At 61.2% G+C, this 21979-nt stretch carries 22 protein-coding genes and 1 pseudogene; 17 read left to right on the top strand and 6 right to left on the bottom strand.

Going from position 1 to position 21979, the window contains the following annotated elements:
- Positions 1-10 precede the first annotated feature (10 nt).
- The 5 genes and pseudogenes from araH (at position 11) to HXW87_RS23445 (ending at position 5439) form a co-directional block, all read left to right on the top strand.
- Positions 11-979 (top strand): L-arabinose ABC transporter permease AraH, encoded by a 969-nt coding sequence (gene araH / locus HXW87_RS23465; RefSeq protein ID WP_041069807.1) that lies wholly within the window; start codon positions 11-13, stop codon positions 977-979.
- A 195-nt stretch (positions 980-1174) separates the two neighbouring features.
- Positions 1175-1888, top strand: coding sequence for a GntR family transcriptional regulator (locus tag HXW87_RS23460; RefSeq protein WP_239777870.1), 714 nt, complete (start codon positions 1175-1177; stop codon positions 1886-1888).
- The gene (locus HXW87_RS23455; RefSeq protein WP_239777869.1) at positions 1885-2883 is read left to right on the top strand and encodes an ADP-ribosylglycohydrolase family protein; all 999 of its coding nucleotides are present in this window, start codon (positions 1885-1887) and stop codon (positions 2881-2883) included. The genes HXW87_RS23460 and HXW87_RS23455 overlap by 4 nt, the downstream gene beginning before the upstream one ends.
- A 167-nt stretch (positions 2884-3050) precedes the next feature.
- A pseudogene (locus HXW87_RS23450) lies at positions 3051-4517 on the top strand (cytosine permease).
- Entirely contained in the window at positions 4510-5439 is a 930-nt protein-coding gene (locus tag HXW87_RS23445; protein WP_239777868.1) for a PfkB family carbohydrate kinase, read from the top strand. The pseudogene HXW87_RS23450 and the gene HXW87_RS23445 overlap by 8 nt, the downstream one beginning before the upstream one ends.
- 118 nt (positions 5440-5557) lie before the next feature.
- Here the strand turns inward: HXW87_RS23445 and HXW87_RS23440 are convergent, their stop codons facing one another.
- The 4 genes from HXW87_RS23440 to HXW87_RS23425 all read right to left on the bottom strand — a co-directional run bounded on the left by HXW87_RS23440 (position 5558) and on the right by HXW87_RS23425 (position 7474).
- Positions 5558-5938 (bottom strand): Rho termination factor N-terminal domain-containing protein, encoded by a 381-nt coding sequence (locus tag HXW87_RS23440; RefSeq protein WP_239777867.1) that lies wholly within the window; start codon positions 5936-5938, stop codon positions 5558-5560.
- A 142-nt stretch (positions 5939-6080) separates the two neighbouring features.
- Positions 6081-6335 carry a hypothetical protein gene (locus HXW87_RS23435; RefSeq protein WP_007961959.1) on the bottom strand — a complete coding sequence of 85 codons (255 nt, stop codon included), beginning with the start codon at positions 6333-6335 and terminating at the stop codon, positions 6081-6083.
- A 44-nt stretch (positions 6336-6379) separates the two neighbouring features.
- Complete coding sequence (locus HXW87_RS23430; protein ID WP_047295624.1) at positions 6380-6724, bottom strand: hypothetical protein; 345 nt, start codon at positions 6722-6724, stop codon at positions 6380-6382.
- Between the two features lie 96 nt (positions 6725-6820).
- Positions 6821-7474 (bottom strand): HD domain-containing protein, encoded by a 654-nt coding sequence (locus HXW87_RS23425; RefSeq protein ID WP_239777866.1) that lies wholly within the window; start codon positions 7472-7474, stop codon positions 6821-6823.
- 222 nt (positions 7475-7696) lie between these two features.
- Between HXW87_RS23425 and HXW87_RS23420 the strand changes: the two genes are divergently transcribed.
- The 6 genes from HXW87_RS23420 (at position 7697) to HXW87_RS23395 (ending at position 13551) form a co-directional block, all read left to right on the top strand.
- Positions 7697-8176, top strand: coding sequence for a GNAT family N-acetyltransferase (locus HXW87_RS23420; protein WP_047295620.1), 480 nt, complete (start codon positions 7697-7699; stop codon positions 8174-8176).
- 200 nt (positions 8177-8376) lie between these two features.
- Positions 8377-9366 (top strand): 2-dehydro-3-deoxygalactonokinase, encoded by a 990-nt coding sequence (locus tag HXW87_RS23415; protein WP_239777865.1) that lies wholly within the window; start codon positions 8377-8379, stop codon positions 9364-9366.
- A 19-nt stretch (positions 9367-9385) separates the two neighbouring features.
- Positions 9386-10006 (top strand): 2-dehydro-3-deoxy-6-phosphogalactonate aldolase, encoded by a 621-nt coding sequence (locus HXW87_RS23410; protein WP_239777864.1) that lies wholly within the window; start codon positions 9386-9388, stop codon positions 10004-10006.
- Between the two features lie 48 nt (positions 10007-10054).
- On the top strand, positions 10055-11203 hold the full coding sequence (gene dgoD / locus HXW87_RS23405) for a galactonate dehydratase (RefSeq protein ID WP_007961968.1): 1149 nt from the start codon (positions 10055-10057) through the stop codon (positions 11201-11203).
- A 179-nt stretch (positions 11204-11382) separates the two neighbouring features.
- Positions 11383-12687 carry an MFS transporter gene (locus tag HXW87_RS23400; protein WP_239777863.1) on the top strand — a complete coding sequence of 435 codons (1305 nt, stop codon included), beginning with the start codon at positions 11383-11385 and terminating at the stop codon, positions 12685-12687.
- Between the two features lie 60 nt (positions 12688-12747).
- Complete coding sequence (locus HXW87_RS23395; RefSeq protein ID WP_041069258.1) at positions 12748-13551, top strand: IclR family transcriptional regulator; 804 nt, start codon at positions 12748-12750, stop codon at positions 13549-13551.
- Here the strand turns inward: HXW87_RS23395 and HXW87_RS23390 are convergent.
- The gene (locus tag HXW87_RS23390) at positions 13548-14600 is read right to left on the bottom strand and encodes an NAD(P)-dependent alcohol dehydrogenase (RefSeq protein WP_239777862.1); all 1053 of its coding nucleotides are present in this window, start codon (positions 14598-14600) and stop codon (positions 13548-13550) included. The genes HXW87_RS23395 and HXW87_RS23390 overlap by 4 nt on opposite strands.
- Positions 14601-14790: 190 nt before the next feature.
- Here HXW87_RS23390 and HXW87_RS23385 point away from each other — a divergent pair, with 190 nt between their 5' ends.
- Entirely contained in the window at positions 14791-15681 is an 891-nt protein-coding gene (locus HXW87_RS23385; RefSeq protein WP_047295740.1) for an AraC family transcriptional regulator, read from the top strand.
- Between the two features lie 181 nt (positions 15682-15862).
- Here the strand turns inward: HXW87_RS23385 and HXW87_RS23380 are convergent, their stop codons facing one another.
- Positions 15863-17527: an electron transfer flavoprotein-ubiquinone oxidoreductase gene (locus HXW87_RS23380; RefSeq protein WP_047295612.1), complete on the bottom strand. Its 1665-nt coding sequence runs from the start codon at positions 17525-17527 to the stop codon at positions 15863-15865.
- Between the two features lie 525 nt (positions 17528-18052).
- Between HXW87_RS23380 and HXW87_RS23375 the strand changes: the two genes are divergently transcribed.
- The 5 genes from HXW87_RS23375 to HXW87_RS23355 all read left to right on the top strand — a co-directional run bounded on the left by HXW87_RS23375 (position 18053) and on the right by HXW87_RS23355 (position 21811).
- Entirely contained in the window at positions 18053-18802 is a 750-nt protein-coding gene (locus HXW87_RS23375; protein ID WP_003226982.1) for an electron transfer flavoprotein subunit beta/FixA family protein, read from the top strand.
- A gap of 2 nt (positions 18803-18804) precedes the next feature.
- Positions 18805-19734 carry an FAD-binding protein gene (locus HXW87_RS23370; RefSeq protein ID WP_047295610.1) on the top strand — a complete coding sequence of 310 codons (930 nt, stop codon included), beginning with the start codon at positions 18805-18807 and terminating at the stop codon, positions 19732-19734.
- Positions 19735-19814: 80 nt separating this feature from the next.
- On the top strand, positions 19815-20636 hold the full coding sequence (locus HXW87_RS23365; protein WP_239777861.1) for a transporter substrate-binding domain-containing protein: 822 nt from the start codon (positions 19815-19817) through the stop codon (positions 20634-20636).
- 9 nt (positions 20637-20645) lie between these two features.
- Complete coding sequence (locus HXW87_RS23360) at positions 20646-21002, top strand: DUF4398 domain-containing protein (protein WP_047295606.1); 357 nt, start codon at positions 20646-20648, stop codon at positions 21000-21002.
- On the top strand, positions 20999-21811 hold the full coding sequence (locus HXW87_RS23355; protein WP_041069276.1) for an OmpA family protein: 813 nt from the start codon (positions 20999-21001) through the stop codon (positions 21809-21811). The genes HXW87_RS23360 and HXW87_RS23355 overlap by 4 nt, the downstream gene beginning before the upstream one ends.
- Positions 21812-21979: the final 168 nt, after the last annotated feature.

Raw genomic sequence — 21979 nt, 5'->3', positions numbered from 1 at the left:
GGTGACTATGATGACCATCCAAAACAAGGCGCTGCCGACTCCCCGCAAACCACTGGACCTGCGGCGCTTCCTCGACGACTGGGTCATGCTGCTGGCGGCCATCGGCATCTTCGTCGCCTGCACGCTGCTGATCGACAACTTCCTTTCACCACTGAACATGCGCGGCCTGGGCCTGGCGATTTCCACCACCGGCATCGCCGCGTGCACCATGCTCTACTGCCTGGCGTCGGGGCACTTCGACTTGTCGGTAGGCTCGGTGATCGCTTGCGCCGGCGTGGTGGCGGCGGTGGTGATGCGCGACACCAACAGCGTATTCCTCGGCGTCAGCGCGGCGCTGGTGATGGGCCTGATGGTCGGGCTGATCAACGGCATCGTGATTGCCAAGTTGCGGGTCAACGCGTTGATCACCACGCTGGCGACCATGCAGATTGTTCGCGGCCTGGCCTACATTTTTGCCAACGGCAAAGCAGTGGGCGTGTCGCAGGAATCGTTCTTCGTCTTCGGCAACGGCCAATTGTTCGGCGTGCCGGTGCCGATCCTGATCACCATCGTCTGCTTCCTGTTCTTCGGCTGGCTGCTGAACTACACCACCTACGGGCGCAACACCATGGCCATCGGCGGCAACCAGGAAGCGGCTTTGCTCGCCGGGGTCAACGTTGACCGGACCAAGATCATCATTTTCGCCGTACACGGCGTGATCGGTGCACTGGCCGGGGTGATTCTGGCATCGCGCATGACCTCCGGGCAGCCAATGATTGGCCAGGGTTTCGAGCTGACCGTAATTTCGGCGTGTGTGCTCGGCGGCGTGTCGTTGAGCGGCGGGATCGGCATGATCCGGCATGTGATTGCCGGGGTGCTGATTCTGGCGATCATTGAAAATGCGATGAACCTGAAGAACATCGACACGTTTTATCAGTATGTGATTCGCGGTTCGATTCTGTTGCTGGCCGTGGTGATCGACCGCCTCAAACAACGCTGATTCCCGCTCAGCACGCGAACCTGTGGGAGCTGGCTTGCCAGCGATTTCGGTTGATCATTCAACATTAACTTTGAATGTTCCGCCGCCATCGCTGGCAAACCAGCTCCCACAGGTGGTTGCGCCGCGCCAGACCTTCCGTCATCTCTCCTAAAAATTCCTTGCTCGCTCGCGTCCGTTTCGGGTATCACTTTGTACATGATTAGACAGGTACGATTTGACAAGAAACAACGAGTGGTCGACGAGCTCGTCCGGCGTATCGAAAGCGGCCTCATGGAGGACGGCTTTCTGTTGCCCGGCGAGCATCAGTTGGCTCAGGAATTCAACGTCAGCCGTGGCACGTTGCGCGAGGCGCTGGCCGAACTGAAGCGGCGCAATTACATCGCCACGCAAAGCGGGGTCGGCTCCATTGTCACGTTCGACGGTGTAGCACTCGATCAGCGCAGCGGCTGGGCGCAGGCGCTGGCCGACAGCGGGGCGCTGATCAACACTGAAGTGCTGCGCCTGGAAGCCGTGACCCGGCCCGATCTGCTCTCGCGGTTCGGCACCGACCAATTCATCACCCTCGACCGCCGTCGCCGCTCCAACGACGGCGCTCTGGTGTCCCTCGAACGCTCATTGATGCCGGCCACCGGCGGCCTGGAAAGCCTGCCGCGGGTCGGTCTGATCGACAACTCGTTGACCATTACCCTCGCGGCCTACGGCTACATCGGCGAACGCGGCGATCAATGGATCGGCGCCGAACCGCTGAATGCCGAAGACGCTGAGCTGCTCGGACGCCCGGTGGGGACCGTGTTCCTCAAGGCCCTGCGCACCACTTACGACCGGCAGAACCGTTTCATGGAACAGGTCGAAAGCCTGCTCGACCCGGTGCATTTCCGCCTGCACCTGCAATTTGGAGAATCGAAATGACCACGCTCAACCGTGCCCTCGGTGCGTTTTATGGCCTGGCCCTCGGTGATGCGCTGGGCATGCCGACGCAATCGCTGAACCGCGAAACGATCAAGACCCGCTTCGGCCGGATCACCGATCTGCAGGATGCCGGTCCTCTGCAACCGATTGCCGCCAACATGCCCAAAGGCTCGATCACCGACGACACCGAACAGGCGATTCTGGTCGGTCAGTTGCTGCTCGAGGGCAAGGGCCGGATCGAGCCGGCCGTGCTCGCCCAACGGCTGATCGAGTGGGAAGCCGAGATGCAGGCCAAGGGTTCGCAGGACCTGCTCGGCCCGTCGACCAAGCGCGCCATTGAAATGATCCTCGCCGGCCACTCGCCGGAGGAGGCCGGGCGTTACGGCACGACCAACGGCGCGGCGATGCGCATCACCCCGGTGGGCATTGCGGCGGATGTCGCCGATCCACAGCGTTTTATTGCGGCGGTGGTGCAAGCTTGTCAGGTCACTCACAACACCACGCTGGGGATTTCCAGTGCGGCGGCGGTGGCGGCGGTGGTCTCGGCCGGGATCAACGGCATGGATCTGGGCGAGGCATTGAACCTCGGCCAGCAGATTGCGCAACAGGCCGAGGCACATGGGCACTGGGTGGCCGGCGGGCGCATTGCTTCGCGCATCAGTTGGGCGCGCAGCATCAGCGTCGATAGTGACAAGGCGCTGCTGGCGGATCTGCTGTACGACGTGATTGGCACGTCAGTGGCATCGCAGGAATCGGTGGTGGTCTCATTCGCCCTGGCGCAGCAAGTGGCGGTCGGCGAGATGAGTGCGTTCGAAGCGTTGTGCATGGCCGCCAGCCTGGGCGGTGACACCGACACCATCGCGGCGATTCTCGGCGCCATGCTCGGGGCCTGCCTGGGTCTTGAGAGCTGGCCGGCGCCGATGATCGCCACAGTCAAAGCGGTCAATCATCTGGAGCTTGAGCCCCTCGTGAAAGGACTCCTCACCTTACGCTGAGGACCCGTGTAGGAGCTGCCGAAGGCTGCGATCTTTTGATCTTCAGCAGTCTTCGGGCAGCCGCAAAATCAGGATCAAAAGATCGCAGCCTGCGGCAGCTCCTACAGGAGATGTGCGGGTTATTGAATTGCCCATAAACACAAGAATGGCAAACAGGAGCACTGTTCATGAGTTCATCAAACGTCGGGCAAAGCGCCGGGCAACTGGAAACCCGGGGTATCGAGCCGGTGCCGGAAGCCGAGTGCAACGGCCATCCGTTGCAACTGTTCTGGGTCTGGTTCGCCGCCAACATTTCCATTCTCGGACTGCCGCTGGGCGCTACGCTGGTGGCGTTTCGCGGGCTGGCGATCTGGCAGGCGATCATCGTCGCGATTGTCGGCGCAGCCGGTTCGTTTGCGGTGGTGGGGATCATCTCGATTGCCGGCCGCCGCGGCCGCGCGCCGAGCCTGACCCTGTCGCGGGCGATCTTCGGCGTGCGCGGTAACATCGGCCCGACCCTGGTCTCGCTGATGTCGCGTCTGGGCTGGGAAACGGTCAACACCACCACCGCGGCATTCGTGCTGCTGTCGCTGTGCTCGATCCTGTTCGGCTCGCCGGTGGAAGCGAAAAGCGCGCCCGTGCTGACGCTGATCTTCATCGCTATTTTCGTGTTGCTGACCCTGTCGGTTTCCGGTCTCGGTCACGCGACGTTGCTGGTGATCCAGAAGTGGGCGACCTACGTGTTCGGCGCGCTGAACATTCTGGTTGGCGGCTTCCTCTGCGCGACGATCGACTGGAGCGCGGTGTTCAACGCCACGCCAGCGCCGCTGAGCGCAATGATCATCGGCATCGGCACCATGGCCGCCGGCACCGGGATCGGCTGGGCCAACGCTGGCGCGGACATGTCGCGCTATCAGCACCGCAGCGTCAAGGCGGTGCGGCTGGTGGCATCGGCGGCGTTCGGTGCGGGGATTCCGCTGGTGCTGCTGATCACCCTCGGCGGCCTGCTGTCGGTGGGTAACAACGACCTGGCATCGGCGACTGACCCGATCGTGGCAATCCGCGACATGCTGCCAACGTGGATGGCCGTGCCGTACCTGATCACCGCATTCGGCGGACTGCTGCTGTCGAACAACCTCTCGGTGTACTCCGCCGGTTTGACCACGCTGACTTTGGGTCTCAAGGTCAAACGCGTCTACGCGGTGGTGGTGGACATCGTCGCGATCTTTGCCGGCTCGATCTACTTCATGCTGATTGCCGACAGCTTCTACGGCCCGTTCATCACCTTCATTTCCCTGCTGGCGGTGCCGATCACCGCGTGAGTCGGGATCTTCGTGGTCGACCTGATTCACCGGCATTACTACAGCCCCAACGACCTGCTTGATGTCAGCCCGAGCAGCGCCTATTGGTATCGCGGCGGCATCGAGTGGCGTGCGTTCGGCGCCTGGGCGATTGCCATCGTGCTCGGCTTCAGTTTCACCACCATCGGCACCACCGCCGAGAATGTCTGGTTCAAAGGCGTCCTGTCTGACTCGTGGCTGGGCCACAACGGTCTGGGCTGGATCGTGACCTTCGTGGTGGCCGGTGGCATTTATCTGGTTCTCGGCGGGGCGAAAGACCGCCGCGCCGCGCAAGTCGAGAATGCTCATGCCTAAGATGTTGCACACCGGCCAGGTCATCATCGACCTGGTCATGGCGGTGGATCAGTTGCCGCAAATCGGCGGCGATGTGCTGGCGCAGTCTGCGGCGTTCGAGGCCGGCGGCGGTTTCAACGTGATGGCCGCTGCCGTACGCAATGGTTTGCCGGTGGTTTATCTCGGTCGCCACGGCAGCGGGCGCTTCGGTGATCTGGCGCGTCAGGCGATGAACGCCGAAGGCATTCACATCGGTATCCAGACGCCTGCGCAACGCGATACCGGGATTTGCGTGGCGCTGACCGATGCGTCGGCCGAGCGCAGTTTCATTTCCTACATCGGCGCTGAAGGTGAGGTGACCTGGGAGGATTTGAACAGCGTGACCGCCGAGGCGGGCGATTACGTTTATGTGAGCGGCTACAGCCTGCTGCATGCCGGCAAGGCGCAGGCACTGCTGGACTGGACGCTGGCGCTGCCGGACGCGATCAACGTGGTGTTCGATCCGGGCCCGCTGGTGGAGTCGCCGGACTCGGCGTTGATGCGGGCGCTGCTGCCGCGCATTGATGTGTGGACCAGCAACAGCGTCGAAGCGTTGCGCTTTACCGGGGCGGCGGACATTGGCGCGGCACTGGACCGACTCGCTGAACATTTACCGCAAGACGTGCTGTTGGTAGTTCGCGACGGGCCGCAGGGGTGCTGGATTCAGCAGGCCGGTGAGCGGCGGCATGTGCCGGGGTTCGCCGTGAAAGCCGTGGACAGCAACGGTGCGGGGGATGCGCATGCCGGGGTGTTTGTCGCCGGGTTGGCGCAGGGCCTGGATGCGCATGAGGCGGCGCGGCGGGCGAATGCGGCAGCGGCTTTGGCGGTGACGCGATGGGGGCCGGCTACAGCGCCGGTGGCGGCTGAAGTGGATGTTTTTATCCGCGAGTCCTGCGGCGACTGAACTGACGCTTTCGCGAGCAGGCTCGCTCCCACAGGGAGATTTGCGTCGTTCACAGTTCCCTTTGTGGGAGCGAGCCTGCTCGCGAAGGGGCCATACGGCTCAGCACAAAAAATATGGATCAGCCCGCTTTGCGCAACGCCGCAATCAACTCATCCTTGCGCATCGAAGAACGCCCGGCGATATTCTTCGCCCGCGCCTCTTTCCTCAGACTGTCCACGGTCTGCGTCTCGCGCGAAGCCTTGCTGTCACGCGCATGTCCTTCACGACTGGCCACCGCTCGCCGCGATGATTCCTTGCGATCTTCGGACTTGGCACTCGCCGGTTTCCTGCGCCCGGAACCGCCAGCCTTTTCGCCACCGCCCGACTGTTTGTTGACCGTCGCCCAGGCGCGCGCTTCGGCTTCGTCCTTGGACAGGCCTTTATGCTCGTAGCTGTCTTCAATGTGCTGAGCCTTGCGCTTCTGCTCGGCGGTGTATTTGTCTTTGCTTCCACGAGGCATGGGATTTCTCCTTGCATCAGTAGATGGGTTTCATATGTAGGAGCTGCCGAAGGCTGCGATCTTTTGCTTTTAAAAAACAAGATCAAAAGATCGCAGCCAGCGGCAGCTCCTGCATGATCATGCGTTCACACAACCACTGCTTCTAGACATCCAGCTTGCGCGCCGCTTCGACGCCCGCGGCACTGAGCTTGATCGGCAGATTCAACGAGTGTTCGCCGGCCTCGTTGCAAGTCACATGACCATGGTGAATCAGTCCGCGATCCTGCAGGGCGGCGAGGGCACTGGCCACGACTTTCTCACCGCGATAGTTGTCCAGCACCTCTTTGCCCAGTCCGCTCGGATGGGCGTGCAGCAGGCGGGTGAGGACTTCTTTTTCCAGGTTTTTATCGACGTTCATGGTTACCTCTTCATGGATGTGAATAGGACGCTCGCGTCGGCGAACTACTGACCGCTGCCTTCGGAACCCGAGCCACCGGTAGTGGTTTTCGAGCCGATGCCGGGGCCGGCGTTATCGGGTGTGGCGGGGGAGTCGGGGGTGTTCATGCCACCCTGGCGACCGGGATCACTGCCCTGGGTGCGCGGATCGGTGCCGGTGGCGGGTGGCTGATTGATCAACGGAACGCCGGAGCCATCGGTGTTCATGCCCGGGGCACTGTTAATGGCGGGAGCGCGTGGTGACGGAACCGGATCAGTAGGACCGGTGCCTGCTGCGGTGGTAGAAGCGGCGAAAACCGCAGGACTCAGCAGGGCGGCGAAGACGAGGGCAGTCAACCTTGACGGGATCATAGGGCTTCTCCAGTGATTGAATTCCTTACCTTTCGTTGGTCTGCCCCTGGACTGGATTGGTGCCTGATGAACGACGAACGGTCGAGACACAGGTCATCAGTCGATGCCGATTTCTTCCTTGAACTGCTCCATGAAACCCTTCAGACGCTGATGGCGGATCTGCGCCAGACGCTGACCGGCGCCAGTCTGAAAACCGTCGGCAAGGTGCAGCAGTTTGGTCTGGAAGTGGTCGAGGCAGAAGCGTGTGTCATCGTAGTCGCGTGTCTTGGCTTCGGGGTCGCGTGGATCGTACAGCGCACTGCCCATGCGCCCGGCAACGTAGAAGGTACGGGCAACGCCGAGCATGCCCAGCGAATCGAGACGATCGGCGTCCTGGACCAGTTTTGCTTCGAGGGTGAGCGGGGTGATATTGGCGGAGAAACTGTGGGCTTCGATGGCGTGGCTGACGGCGGCGATTTTGCTGGCGGGCCAAGCCAGTTCAGCCAGCACGTTGGCCGCTTTGTCAGCGGCAAGGCGCGAGGCCTGCGAGCGCAGCGGCGAGTTCTTCTCGACAACTACGCAGTCGTGCAGCAGCACGGCGGCGAGCAACACTTCGAAGTCGCCACCTTCCTCGGCCTGCAAAGTGCGCACGGTGTGCCAGACCCGTTGCAAGTGAGCGAGGTCGTGGGCGCCGTCGTCGGAGGTCTCCAGAGCGTGGGGCAGCAACTCGGCGGCGAGTGAGGTGAGCGGGGCAAAAGCAGTGGCGTTCATGAACATCCTTGCAGACTTACCTGAATTTCGAAGCCCATGATACTTCTGTGGTGAGGGGATTTATCCCCGATGGAGTGCGAAGCACTCCCATTTTTCAAGGCTGCTGCGCACCCCATCGGGGATAAATCCCCTCACCGCAAGGTTCTGTACCAGGTATGGAATGTGACGAGCGCCGCCCACGGCTTTAGTATGGCGCTTTCCCTTTTCCGACAAGGCCCGTTCATGACGATCGAAATCCGCCCGGCGACCCCCAGCGATGCGCCGCAAATCCTCGCCTTCATCACCGAACTGGCAGATTTCGAAAAGGCCCGCCACGAAGTGATCGCCAGCGTCACCGATATCGAGCGCAGCCTGTTCAGCGAAGGCGCCACGGCCCATGGCCTGATCTGCCTGCGTGACGGTATGCCAATCGGTTTCGCGGTGTTCTTCTTCAGCTATTCGACGTGGCTCGGCAGCAACTGCCTGTACCTCGAAGACCTCTACATCACTCCCGAACAACGCGGCGGCGGTGCCGGTAAAACCCTGCTGCGGCATCTGGCGAAAATCGCCTGCGACAACGACTGCGGCCGCTTCGAATGGAGTGTGCTGGACTGGAACACCCCGGCCATCGAATTCTACAAATCCCTTGGTGCGCAGCCGCAGGAAGAGTGGGTGCGCTATCGCATGGATGGCAAGGTGTTGCGCGAGTTTGCCGAGGGGTAGTTGATCCCTCAGGAAAAGATCGCAGCCTTCGGCAGCTCCCTCCTACAGAAGATTGATCATCCTCTGCAGGAGCTGCCGAAGGCTGCGATCTTTTTTGGGTCAATCCCATAATATGGGAACTATATTTATATATTGAGATTTGTCTGCGCCAAGGTTTATAGTCCGTCGCACTCACTGCCAAAAACAAAACAGGTGATGCGATGCAAGCGCAATTGATCGCGCTCGATTGGGGGACGACCTCATTACGTGCTTACAAACTCGCAGCGGGCGCAGTGGTGCTGGAGCAGCGTGCGCTGTCGTTCGGGATCATGCAGTTACCGAAGACGCCGCGAGTCATCAACGGTGGTGAATGCACCGACGGTTTTGAACTGGCCTTCGAAGAGGCGTGTGGCGACTGGCTCGATGCGCAGCCGGATCTGCCGGTGATCGCCTGCGGCATGGTGGGCAGCGCTCAAGGCTGGCGCGAAGCGGCTTACTGCGAGACGCCGGCAAACGTCGCCAATCTCGGAAACTCCCTACAAACGCTGGTCAGTCTGCGCGGCACACGGGTGCATATCGTGCCGGGCGTGATCCAGCGCTCTCGTCTGCCCAATGTCATGCGCGGTGAAGAAACCCAAGTCCTCGGCGTGCTGCAGAACTTGCCGGTCGAGGCGGGCGGCGATCTGTTGATCGGTCTGCCGGGCAGCCATTCCAAGTGGGTGGAAGTGATCGACGGCTGCATCACGCATTTCGATACGTTCATGACCGGCGAAGTGTTTGCCGTGCTCAGTGAACACAGCATTCTCGGGCGTACCCAGCAACAGGGTGCAGCGTTCGACGGGCTGGCGTTTGACCGTGGCGTGCAAGTGGCGCTGTCGGCGGACGGCGAACTGGGTGTGCTCTCCACATTATTCAGTGCCCGCACCTTGGGCCTGACCGGCGAACTGGTCCCGACGGCGCAAGCGGATTACCTGTCCGGGCTGATGATCGGCCATGAACTGGTGGCGCTTGCCGCCGTGCAGCGGCGTCGGCGCCACAGCGTGCACCTGCCCGCAATCATCCTTATTGGCAACGCGCAACTCTGCGCCCGTTACGGCCGTGCGCTCGAGGCCTGCGGTTTCGCTCGCGTCACGCTGGCCGAGCAGGCCACCGAGCGTGGCCTGTGGCAACTGGCGCTGGCCGCCGGCCTGCTCGATTCCTCATCCCGTTAACCCTGACTGGAGGCCTGACATGCTCAAGCAAGCACTGGCACAAAACGGTCTGATCGCGATTCTGCGTGGCCTGCATCCGCAGGAAGCCGCCGCTGTCGGAGAAGTCCTGTATGCCGCCGGATTTCGCGTCATCGAAGTACCGCTCAATTCCCCGTCGCCGTATGAAAGTATCCGCATCCTGCGTCAGACCTTGCCCGCCGATTGCCTGATCGGTGCCGGTACGGTGTTGACCCCGGAGCAGGTCGAACTGGTGAAAGAGGCTGGCGGCCAGGTGATCGTCATGCCGCACAGCGATGCCAAGGTACTGCGAGCAGCGAAAGCGGCGGGGCTGTACCTGTCGCCGGGTGTCGCCACGCCGACCGAAGCCTTCGCGGCGCTGGAGGAGGGCGCGGACATTCTCAAGCTGTTCCCGGCCGAGCAGATGGGCCCGGCAGTGGTCAAGGCGTGGCTCGCGGTGTTGCCTTCCGGGACGGTGCTGGCGCCGGTCGGCGGGATCACCCCGGACAACATGCAAGCGTTCATTGACGCCGGCGTAAAAGGTTTCGGCCTCGGTTCCGGCCTGTTCAAACCGGGCATGACGGTTGAGCAAGTGGCGGCCAATGCCGAAGCCTACGTGGCCGCGTGGAAAGCCCTTCGCTGAGATTTATCCGGCGCTGCGTGCGCTGCATCTAACAAGAGAGACAAGCAGATGAAAATCACCAAACTCACCACCTTCATCGTCCCGCCGCGCTGGTGCTTCCTCAAGGTCGAAACCGATGAGGGCGTGACCGGTTGGGGCGAGCCTGTAGTCGAAGGCCGCGCCCACACCGTCGCGGCCGCGGTCGAGGAATTGTCCGACTACCTGATCGGCAAAGACCCACGCAACATCGAGGACATCTGGACCGTGCTGTACCGCGGCGGCTTCTACCGTGGCGGCGCAATCCATATGAGTGCGCTGGCCGGTATCGACCAGGCGCTGTGGGACATCAAGGGCAAGGCCCTTGGCGTGTCGGTCAGCGATCTGCTGGGCGGTCAGGTGCGCGACAAGATTCGTGTGTATTCGTGGATCGGTGGCGATCGTCCGGCCGACACCGCGCGTGCCGCCAAAGAGGCGGTAAGCCGTGGTTTTACGGCGGTGAAAATGAACGGCACCGAAGAGCTGCAGTTCCTCGATTCCTTCGAGAAAGTCGATCTGGCCCTGGCCAATGTCGCCGCCGTGCGCGATGCGGTCGGGCCGAACGTCGGCATCGGTGTCGACTTCCACGGTCGGGTCCACAAGCCGATGGCCAAGGTGCTGATGAAGGAGCTCGACCCGTACAAGCTGATGTTCATCGAAGAGCCGGTACTCAGCGAAAACTATGAGGCGCTGAAGGAGCTGGCGCCGTTGACCAGCACGCCGATTGCCCTCGGTGAGCGGCTGTTCTCGCGCTGGGACTTTAAACGGGTGTTGAGCGAAGGTTACGTCGACATCATCCAGCCGGATGCCTCCCACGCCGGCGGCATCACCGAAACCCGCAAGATCGCCAACATGGCCGAAGCCTACGATGTGGCGCTGGCGCTGCATTGCCCGCTGGGGCCGATTGCGCTGGCGGCGTGTCTGCAACTCGACGCGGCTTGTTACAACGCGTTTATCCAGGAACAGAGCCTGGGTATCCATTACAACGAGAGCAACGACTTGCTCGACTACGTGAAGGATCCGCGGGTGTTCGATTACGACCAAGGCTTCGTGAAGATTCCGAACGGGCCGGGGCTGGGTATCGAGATCAACGAGGAATACGTGATCGAGCGTGCCGCCGTCGGCCATCGCTGGCGCAATCCGATCTGGCGCCATGCCGATGGCAGTTTTGCCGAGTGGTGAGTCCCTGAATCACCTGTGTCCCCCTGTGGGAGCGAGCCTGCTCGCGAATGCTATGTCACATCCGACATCGATGTGACTGACCCGACGCTTTCGCGAGCAGGCTCGCTCCCACAGTGTTGATCTCCATGGATGGGAGATGGCGTCAATGACCTCAAATAATCATAAGAAGAGGCACCCCCATGCCAACGCAAACCCTCACCGGGCAGGCGTCTTTAGTCACGCCTAGCCGCAAGCGGTTTTTCATCATGGTGCTGCTGTTCATCACCGTGGTCATCAACTATCTCGACCGCAGCAACCTGTCGATTGCCGCGCCCGCGCTGACCAGCGAACTGGGCATCGATCCGGTTCACGTCGGGCTGATTTTCTCCGCATTCGGCTGGACTTACGCCGCCATGCAGATCCCCGGCGGCTGGCTGGTGGATCGGGTGCCGCCGCGGATCCTCTACAGTGTCGCGCTGCTGCTGTGGTCGCTGGCCACGGTGCTGCTCGGATTTGCCGCGAGTTTCATCGCGCTGTTCGTGCTGCGCATGGCGGTCGGCGCGCTGGAAGCGCCGGCCTATCCGATCAACAGCCGCGTGGTCACCACCTGGTTTCCCGAGCGCGAACGGGCCACGGCGATTGGTTTCTACACCTCCGGGCAGTTTGTCGGCCTGGCGTTTCTGACCCCGGTGCTGGCCTGGCTGCAACATGAATTCGGTTGGCACATGGTGTTTGTTGCGACCGGTGCGGCGGGCATCATCTGGGCGGCGGTCTGGTACGCGGTGTATCGCGAACCGCGAGATTTCAAGGGCGCCAACAACGCGGAGATCGACCTGATCCGCGAGGGTGGCGGACTGGTAGACATTCAAGCGCAAGCAACCAAGGCCTCGTTCAGCTGGACCGATCTCGGCATCGTCCTGAGCAAACGCAAATTGTGGGGCATCTACCTTGGCCAGTTCTGCCTGAACTCGACGCTGTGGTTCTTCCTGACGTGGTTTCCGACCTATCTGGTGAAATATCGCGGTATGGACTTCATCAAATCCGGCCTGTTGGCGTCGCTGCCGTTTCTTGCCGCGTTCATTGGCGTGCTGTGTTCGGGGTTCTTCTCCGACTTGTTGATTCGCCGTGGCTGCAGCGTGGGCTTTGCGCGCAAGTTGCCGATCATTGGCGGACTGCTGATTTCCACCTCGATCATCGGTGCCAATTTCGTTGAATCGACACCGCTGGTGATCGCCTTCCTGGCGCTGGCATTTTTCGGTAACGGGCTGGCCTCGATCACCTGGTCGCTGGTCTCGACCCTCGCTCCGGCGCGCTTGCTGGGGCTGACCGGCGGGGTGTTCAACTTCATCGGCAACCTGTCGGCAATTGCCACGCCGATTGTCATCGGTTTCCTCGCCAGCGGTGATTCGTTCGCCCCGGCGATTACTTACATCGCGGTTCTGGCGCTGATCGGTGCATTGTCCTACGTGCTGCTGGTGGGCAAGGTCGAGCGTATCGAGTTGTAGTCGTCTGCGTCGGGCGACCATAATGCCGCCCGTTCCCTCGCTCAACGGTAAAGGCTGGATATGCAGGAAGACGCCCCGGAAAAAACCAAGGACGCCGCACCCACCGGCACCCAGACGCTGCTTCGCGGCCTGGGTGTGGTGCACGCGGTGGCCAGTGGCGCCCGCGATCTGAAAGAGATTGCCCGGCTGATCGGCACCACGCGCAGCACCACCCATCGTCTGGCCAGTTGCCTGGTGGACGAGCGCTATTTGCGCGTAGTGCCGCAAATCGGCTATTTGCTGGGGCCGAAGCTGATCGAGCTGGGGTTTCAGGCGCGTGAAGAGTTGCCGCTGGTGAGTCTGGCCGGGCCGTATCTGGACGAGTTGTCGGCGCTGACCGGCGACACCGTGCACCTGGGCATTCGCGAAGGCGACGAGGTCTTGTACCTGCTGAAGAATCCGGGGCGCAACGGCCCGGAAATGCGCTCGCGTGTCGGCCACCGCATGCCGTTGGCGCGCACCGGGATCGGCAAGGCGTTGATGCTCGATGATGCGCCGCAGGATTGGCAGCGCCTGTACGACATCAGCCTGCCGGCGGGTGGGAAAAGTCAGTTCTGGCCGCAGCATCCCCAGCAATCGTGGGAACAGCTCGAGCAGCGCATGACCGAGTACGTGGCCGGCGGCTATGCCTTCGATCTGGAGGACAACGAACCGTCGATCCGCTGCGTGGCGGCGCCGATTCGCGATGCGAGCAAGCGCATTGTCGCGGCCATCAGCATCGCCAGCACCGTGCCGTACATGCCGCTGGAAAAAATGGCCGAGCTGATCCCCCTGATCAAAGGGGTCACAGCCCGGCTCTCGGCGGAGCTTGGCTTGAAGGTTTAAAGCTTCAAGGTCGCCATGTCGATCACGAAGCGGTACTTCACGTCACCGGCAATCATCCGCGCGTAAGCTTCGTTGATCTGGCGGATGTCGAGCATTTCGATGTCGCAGGTTATGTTGTGCTCGGCGCAGAAATCCAGCACTTCCTGGGTTTCGGCAATACCGCCGATCAACGAGCCGGCCAGGACGCGCCGGCCCAGCACCAGGTTGGCAGCGTGCACCGGCGGATTGATCGGTTCGATCAGGCCGACCAGAATGTGCACGCCATCAAAGCGCAGGGTTTGCAGGTACGGGTTGAGGTCGTGCTGCACCGGAATGGTGTCCAGCAGGAAGTCGAAACGGCCCGCAGCGGCGGCCATTTGCTCGGCATCGGTGGAGACGATCACATGATCGGCGCCCTGACGACGGCCTTCTTCGGCCTTGCTCGCCGAACGGGTGAACAGCGTGACTTCCGCACCCAACGCTTTGGCGAACTTGATGCCCATGTGACCGAGGCCGCCCATGCCGAGAATCCCGACCTTGTCGCCGGCCTTGACCCCGTAGTGCTTGAGCGGTGAGTAGGTGGTGATGCCGGCGCAGAGGATCGGCGCGGCGCTGGCCAGATCCAGTTTTTCCGGAATGCGCACCACGAAGTGCTCGCTGACCACGATGCTGTCCGAATAACCGCCCATGGTGTTGCTGCCGTCGACCCGGTCCGGGGTGGCGTAGGTCATGGTCGGGCCTTCGAGGCAGTATTGCTCGAGGTTCTGCTGGCAGGCGGCGCAGGTGCGGCAAGAGTCGACCATGCAGCCGACACCGACCAGGTCGCCGACTTTATGTTGAGTGACGTTGGCACCGATGGCGGTGACTTTGCCGACGATTTCGTGGCCGGGCATCAACGGATACACGGCGATGCCCCATTCGTTGCGCGCCTGGTGGATGTCGGAGTGGCAGACGCCGCAGTACAGGATCTCGATCGCCACGTCGTCGGCGCGCGGGCTGCGGCGTTCGAATTTCATCGGGGCGAGGGGAGTGGTGGCCGATTGAGCGGCATAACCGATAGCGGTGTACATGTGAAACCTCGCAGAAGCAGTGACAGGTGAGGTGGCGCATTTTGGGCGCCGACTGCCGCTGCGGCCATGACGATTCCTCCGGGTCTCATGCCTAATCCTCCGGCATGCAGGTCTGGGCAAGCGCAGTGGCAAAAGGATCTGCGATGATGCTTGCATGCCTTTTTCCGTGACTTTTTTGAAGACCCCTCCGATGCAGTTGACCCGCCACCTTGATGCCAATGCCACGCTGGTTTCGCTGATCGAGCCGCTGGCGCTTTGCGACGGTTACAGCCAGACCGGGTTACCCGGTGTGCAGGTGTTGCGCGCCAGTTGCGACGTCGCGCGTGGCCCGCACATTTATGAGCCGAGCCTGATGATCATCGCCCAAGGCAGCAAACTGGCGTTCCTCGGCCCGCGCACCATGGAATATGGTGCCGGGCACTACCTCATTCAGGCGCTGCCGGTGCCGTTCGAGTGCGAAACCTTTGCCCTGCCGGATGCGCCGTTGCTGGGTGTATCGGTGGCCATCGACCGGGTGTTGCTCGGCGAACTGGTGCTGGCCATGGGGCTGGCGCCGGGGCGGCACATTCCGGCGCAGACACCGGAGTCGATGACCTCGGTGGTGCTCGACGATGACATGCGCGGCTGTGTCGAACGCTTGCTGCGTTGCCTGCACGATCCGCTGGAACGGCAGATTCTCGGACCGGCGCGGGTCCGTGAATTGTTGTTCACTGCGTTGCGCGGGCCGCAGGCCGATGTGTTGCGCGCACTGGTCGAACAGCAGGGGCAGTTCGCCCGGGTCGCGGCGTCGATCAGCCATCTGCATGCGCATTACACCGAGCCGCTGAATGTCGAGACGTTGGCCAGTTGCGCGAACATGAGCGTTTCGTCCTTTCACGAGCACTTCAAGCGCAGCACGCTGTTGTCGCCGGTGCAGTATCTCAAGCGCCTGCGCCTGCTCAAGGCGCAGACCTTGCTGGTCGCTGAAGGCCTGGGCGTGGCGCAAGTGGCGCATCGGGTGGGGTATCAGAGCACGTCGCAGTTCAGTCGTGAGTACAAGCGCTACTTCGAGCGCAGTCCGGGCGAGGAGCGCGTGGCCTGAGAGTTTGCGTAACCCTGTGGGAGCTGGCTTGCCAGCGATGGCGGTGATCCACGCTGCCAAATGTCCACTGACACGGCCCCATCGCTGGCAAGCCAGCTCCCACAGGGGCTGATGTGATGCATTTAGTTGTGGGCAACAAAAAGGCCCCCGTTTCGGGAGCCTCGTTGTTCAGCGATGCGACTTACATGTTCGGGTAAGTCGGGCCGCCAGCGCCTTCCGGCGTGACCCAGGTGATGTTCTGCGAAGGGTCCTTGATGTCACAGGTCTTGCAGTGCACGCAGTTCTGGGCGTTGATCTGGAAGCGTTTTTCGCCGTCTTCCTTGGTGATCACTTCATATACACCGGCCGGGCAGTAGCGCTGTGCCGGTTCGTCGTACATCGGCAGGTTGCGGCTCAGCGGAATGCTTGGGTCGGTCAGCTTCAGGTGGCACGGCTGTTCTTCTTCGTGGTTGGTACCGGAGATGAACACCGAGCTCAGTTTGTCGAAGCTGAGTTTGCCGTCCGGCTTTGGATAGTCGATCTTCTTGCAGTCGGCCGCGAGCTTCAGGCAGGCGTAGTCCGGCTTGGTGTCGTGCAGGGTGAACGGCAGTTTGCCGCCGAAGATGTTCTGGTCCAGCCAGTTGAAACCACCGCCGACAATCGCGCCGAACTTGTGGATCGCCGGGCCGAAGTTACGGCTGGCGAACAGTTCGTCGTAGAGCCAGCTCTTCTTGAACGCGTCGACGTAGGAGGTCAGCTCTTCGGTGCCATCCTTTTCGGCGAACAGGGCGTCGGCCACCGATTCAGCAGCGAGCATGCCCGACTTCATCGCCGTGTGGCTGCCTTTGATCTTGGCGAAGTTCAGGGTGCCGAGGTCACAACCGATCAGCGCGCCGCCCTTGAAGACCATTTTCGGCAGCGAGTTCAGGCCACCTTTGCAGATCGCGCGGGCGCCGTAGCTGACGCGTTTGCCGCCTTCCAGGTACTGCGCCAGCACCGGGTGATGCTTGAGGCGCTGGAACTCGTCGAACGGCGACAGGTAAGTGTTGCTGTAAGACAGGTCAACGATCAGACCGACCACGACCTGGTTGTTTTCCAGGTGATAGAGGAACGAGCCGCCGGTGTTTTCGGTGCCCATGATGTCCAGCGGCCAACCGGCGGTGTGCACCACCAGGCCTGGCTGGTGTTTGGCCGGGTCGATTTCCCAGATTTCTTTCAGGCCGATGCCGTAGTGCTGGGCATCGGCATCGCTGTCGAGGTTGTAGCGCTTGATCAGTTGCTTGCCGATATGGCCACGGCAGCCTTCGGCGAACAGCGTGTACTTGCCACGCAGTTCCATACCCGGGGTGTACAGGCCTTCTTTCGGGTTGCCTTCGCGGTCGACGCCCAGATCACCGGTGATGATCCCGCGCACGATGCCGTTTTCGTCGATCAGCGCTTCCTGAGCGGCGAAGCCCGGGTAGATTTCCACGCCCAGGTTCTCGGCCTGCTGGGCCAGCCAGCGGCACAGGTTGCCCAGGGAAATAATGTAGTTGCCTTCGTTGTGCATGGTCTTGGGCACAAAGAAGTCAGGGATTTTCTGCGCGCTGTCGGCGTTTTTCAGCACGAAAATGTCATCGCGGGTGACCGGCGTGTTCAGCGGGGCGCCGAGTTCTTTCCAGTCCGGGAACAGTTCGTTCAGAGCGCGTGGTTCGAACACGGCACCGGACAGGATGTGTGCGCCGACTTCGGAGCCTTTTTCGACCACGCAGACGCTGATTTCCTTACCGGCTTCGGCGGCCTTCTGCTTCAGACGGCAGGCGGCGGACAGGCCAGCGGGGCCGGCACCGACGATGACCACGTCGAATTCCATGTATTCGCGTTCCACAGGCTATCTCCTACTCAAGGCTCAACAGTTTTTTTTCTAATTTGGAGGTTCGGTGTCGCATCCGTTATTGCCTTTACGTTAACGTCAAGGGTAATAATGGGCAAACCACCTTTCTCTCTAGGCGGCGCATTATATCTACACCACTCCGAGCGTCCAATACAAACGTTTGTTTGAATCGGCTCCAGCCCAGAGAAATCAAAGAAGCGCGGCTTATGAACGGCCATTTTGCCGTATTGACCGGAATAGGCGTTCCGGTCAAGATACGGGCGGTTTTGCGCTCGCCGTAGGCAGACTGGCGGTTTCAAGAGCACCTCTAAAGACAGGGCACAGGCAGTTCAAGGTGATGCGCAGCGCAAGTCCGGCGCGCAGTTTACACACCGTGCGATTCAATGACCCGTTGGTCACCACTGACGAACGGTCATCGCCCCCCGCCGGCGTTTTTAGAGGTGCCCTTGTGCCCGATGAGCATCAACCGCCAGGTTCGCCTAGGCGACTTTCTTTTCACCGGAGAGTAACGAGGAATCCATGAAGGTTCTTGTAGCTGTCAAACGCGTTGTGGATTACAACGTCAAGGTTCGCGTCAAGGCGGACAATTCCGGCGTAGACCTCGCCAACGTCAAGATGTCGATGAACCCGTTCTGCGAAATCGCAGTGGAAGAAGCCGTACGCCTGAAAGAGAAAGGTGTTGCGACTGAAATCGTCGTCGTCTCCATCGGCCCGTCCACCGCTCAGGAACAGCTGCGTACCGCACTGGCTCTGGGTGCCGACCGTGCCATCCTCGTCGAATCCGCTGAAGACCTGACTTCGCTGGCCGTGGCCAAGCTGCTCAAGGCTGTGGTCGACAAGGAACAGCCTCAGCTGGTGATCCTGGGCAAACAGGCGATCGACAGCGACAACAACCAGACCGGCCAGATGCTTGCTGCACTGAGCGGCTATGGTCAGGGCACATTCGCTTCGAAAGTCGAAGTCTCCGGCGACAGCGTTGCCGTGACCCGCGAAATCGACGGCGGCGCGCAGACCGTTTCCCTGAAACTGCCGGCCATCGTCACCACCGACCTGCGTTTGAACGAGCCGCGCTACGCGTCCCTGCCAAACATCATGAAAGCCAAGAAGAAGCCTCTCGAAGTGCTGACTCCGGACGCTTTGGGCGTTTCCACCGCCTCCACCAACAAGACCCTGAAAGTCGAAGCGCCGGCTGCACGCAGCGCGGGTATCAAGGTCAAGTCGGTGGCTGAACTGGTCGAGAAACTGAAAAACGAAGCGAAGGTAATCTAAAAATGACTATCTTGGTAATCGCTGAACACGACAACAAAGTGCTGGCCCCGGCCACGCTGAACACCGTGGCTGCCGCTGCCAAAATCGGCGGCGACATTCACGTACTGGTTGCAGGTCAGGGCGCTGGCGCCGTGGCCGAAGCCGCGGCGAAAATCGCAGGCGTGGGCAAAGTCCTGAACGCTGACAATGCCGCTTACGCACATCAATTGCCGGAAAACGTTGCGCCGCTGGTAGCAGAGCTGGGCGCTGGTTACAGCCACATCCTGGCTGCCGCCACGTCCAACGGTAAAAACATCCTGCCGCGCGTTGCCGCTGCACTGGATGTTGACCAGATCTCCGAGATCATCTCGGTAGAAAGCGCCGATACGTTCAAGCGTCCGATCTACGCCGGTAACGCCATCGCTACCGTGCAATCGACCGCTGCGATCAAAGTGATCACCGTGCGTGCCACCGGTTTCGACCCGGTTGCTGCTGAAGGCGGTTCGGCGGCTGTTGAGGCCGTTGCTGCTGCGCACGACGCCGGCACTTCCAGCTTCGTCAGCGAAGAACTGGCCAAGTCCGATCGTCCTGAGCTGACCGCTGCCAAGATCGTGGTTTCCGGCGGCCGCGGCATGCAGAACGGCGACAACTTCAAACACCTGTACGCCCTGGCCGACAAGCTGGGCGCCGCCGTCGGTGCTTCGCGCGCCGCGGTCGACGCAGGTTTCGTACCGAACGACATGCAGGTCGGTCAGACCGGCAAGATCGTTGCACCACAGTTGTACATCGCCGTCGGTATCTCCGGCGCGATCCAGCACCTGGCCGGCATGAAAGACTCCAAAGTGATCGTTGCGATCAACAAGGACGAAGAAGCGCCGATCTTCCAGGTGGCCGATTACGGTCTGGTGGCGGATCTGTTCGAAGCAGTCCCTGAGCTGGAGAAGCTGGTCTAATCCGGCGGCTTCACTTATAAAGAGCCCGGCCTTCTGGTCGGGCTTTTTTTTGTCTCGAATTTGAGTGGAGAGCGTTTGCCATGGATCTGCGCCGCAGGTTGTTATTGGGATTGATCCTGTTGCCGGGGATGGCTGCGGCTGCCGGCAAGTGCGAGCGCCTGGTCGTCACCGGTAGCCCGGACGCGCCGCCGTACCTGTGGCAGGACCCGCAGAACCCCAAATATTTGATCGGCGCCAGTGCCGACCTGTTGCAGCAAGTGGCCAAGGATCTGGGGATCAAGGTCGAGCTGCTCTACGCCGGCAAACGCGCGCAGGCCCTCGACGAAGTGCGCAGCGGGCGCATGGACATGCTGGCGGACACGCCGCTGATGTTCAATGAGCTGGAAAACCTCGACTACGTCTATCCGCCGTTGCTGGAAAACGACTACCTGGTGTGGACGCGCAAAGGCTCGACGCTGGCCTACAGCGAAGCAAAAGACCTGCACGGGCACGCTGGCGGGTTGTCGGAAAAGTCTCGAATGACCCAGGCTTTTGGCACTTTCGCCGAGCAGAATCTGACCCTGAGGCGGACGGCAAACATCACTCAGGCCTTTCAGAAACTTCTGCTGGGCGAAGTGGAATATGTACTCGCCGGGCGCTACTCGGGCATGGCTGCCGCGCAGGCATTGGGCATGGCCAATGATCTGCTGGCGTTCGAACAGCCGATCGACCGACCGGGATTGTTCCTCGCGGTTTCGCATAACTCGGCCTGCAACGATCCGTGGTTGCGCGGACAGCTCGCTAAAAAGATGACAGAATTGCCCGCGTCCGGACTGACCGAGGCCGCGCTGCAACGCAACATCGAGCGCTGGAAGGCGCAGCAGCAACAGCCGCAGCCACCTGTCAGTGCCCCAAAACAGTAGGGATTCTTAGTGAGTATTCGACCTCTTTTCGCGGCCATGGCCGTTCTGGCCCTGGCCGGCTGCGCCAACGATCCGGCACCCCATGAGCAAATGCGCCTGACCGAGCAGGCCATCACCCAGGCCAAGGCCGTCGGTGCGACCGCCGATGAAATGCCGGAAATGAAACTGGCCGAAGACAAGTTCAACCGGGCCAAGGGCAACATGACCGACGAGTCTTTCAAGAACGCCCGCATGCGCGCCGAACAGGCTGAGCTGGATGCGCGTCTGGCCGAAGCCAAAGTGCTGACGCAAAAGAGCGAAGAGCAACTCAACGTGCTCAACACCCGCATCATCCGTCTGCGCAAGCAACTGGGAGATGCCCAATGAGCCTCAAGTCCAAAATCCTCGGCGGGATGATTCTGGCCGGTTGCGCAAGCCTCTATGGCTGCGCCGGTCAACACGGCGAAGCCGCATTGCAACAGGCTGGCAGTGACTTTCAGAAGGTCAAGGAAGATTCCAATGTGCTGCGTATCGCGCCGAAGGATGTGATCCGCGCCGGTGAGTCGCTGGCCCGCGCCGATCGCTTGTCCACCTATTGGGGCAGTGGCGCGGACGTGGTGCATTACGCGTACTTGAGTCAGCGCTACAGCGAAATCGCTCGCGAACACACCAATCTGGTGCTCAACGAAGAGCGCGCGGCGAAGCTTGAACTGGAGCGTCAGCGTCTGCAGCTGGCCCTGCGCGAGTCCAAACTGCTGAGCGTACAGCAGCAGGGTAAATGGCTTGAAGAACAGATCGTGGCGTTGGCTACTACGCAGACTGATCGCGGCCTGGTGATGACCCTTGGTGATGTTCTGTTCGACACTGGCGAGGCGGAGCTGAAGAACTCGGCCAATCGGGTGGTGTTGAAGATTGTGCAGTTCCTGCAACTCAACCCGAAACGTGTGGTGCGTATCGAGGGTTACACCGACAGCACCGGTGGCAAACAGGAAAACCTCAAGCTGTCGCGTGATCGCGCGCAAGCAGTGGCCGATGTGTTGATGGACCTGGGGATTGAGGACAAGCGGATTCAGGTCGAAGGTTACGGTGACGAATACCCGGTGGACGCCAACGCTTCCGAGCGCGGTCGGGCACAGAACCGTCGGGTGGAAATTGTCTTCTCCGACGAAAAAGGCCAGCTTGGCGCCGCCCGCTGAGGGCTGCGTCTCTGGAAAGCCCGGCCTGTCATGCAGCGCCGGGCTTTTTTACGTCTGTCGATTGGCACGCAAATCCGTACAGTTGTGGCTGACACTGCACTGTACGGTCGACTATGGTGGCAACTGTCCCAGTACACTTCTAAACTGTTCCGGTATTGTTTCACACAA

The organism is Pseudomonas sp. Y5-11 (assembly GCF_022368695.1).
Taxonomy (GTDB): domain Bacteria; phylum Pseudomonadota; class Gammaproteobacteria; order Pseudomonadales; family Pseudomonadaceae; genus Aquipseudomonas; species Aquipseudomonas parakoreensis.
Note: the sequence above shows the minus strand (reverse complement) of the source record. Positions and strands in the feature narration are given on the sequence as shown.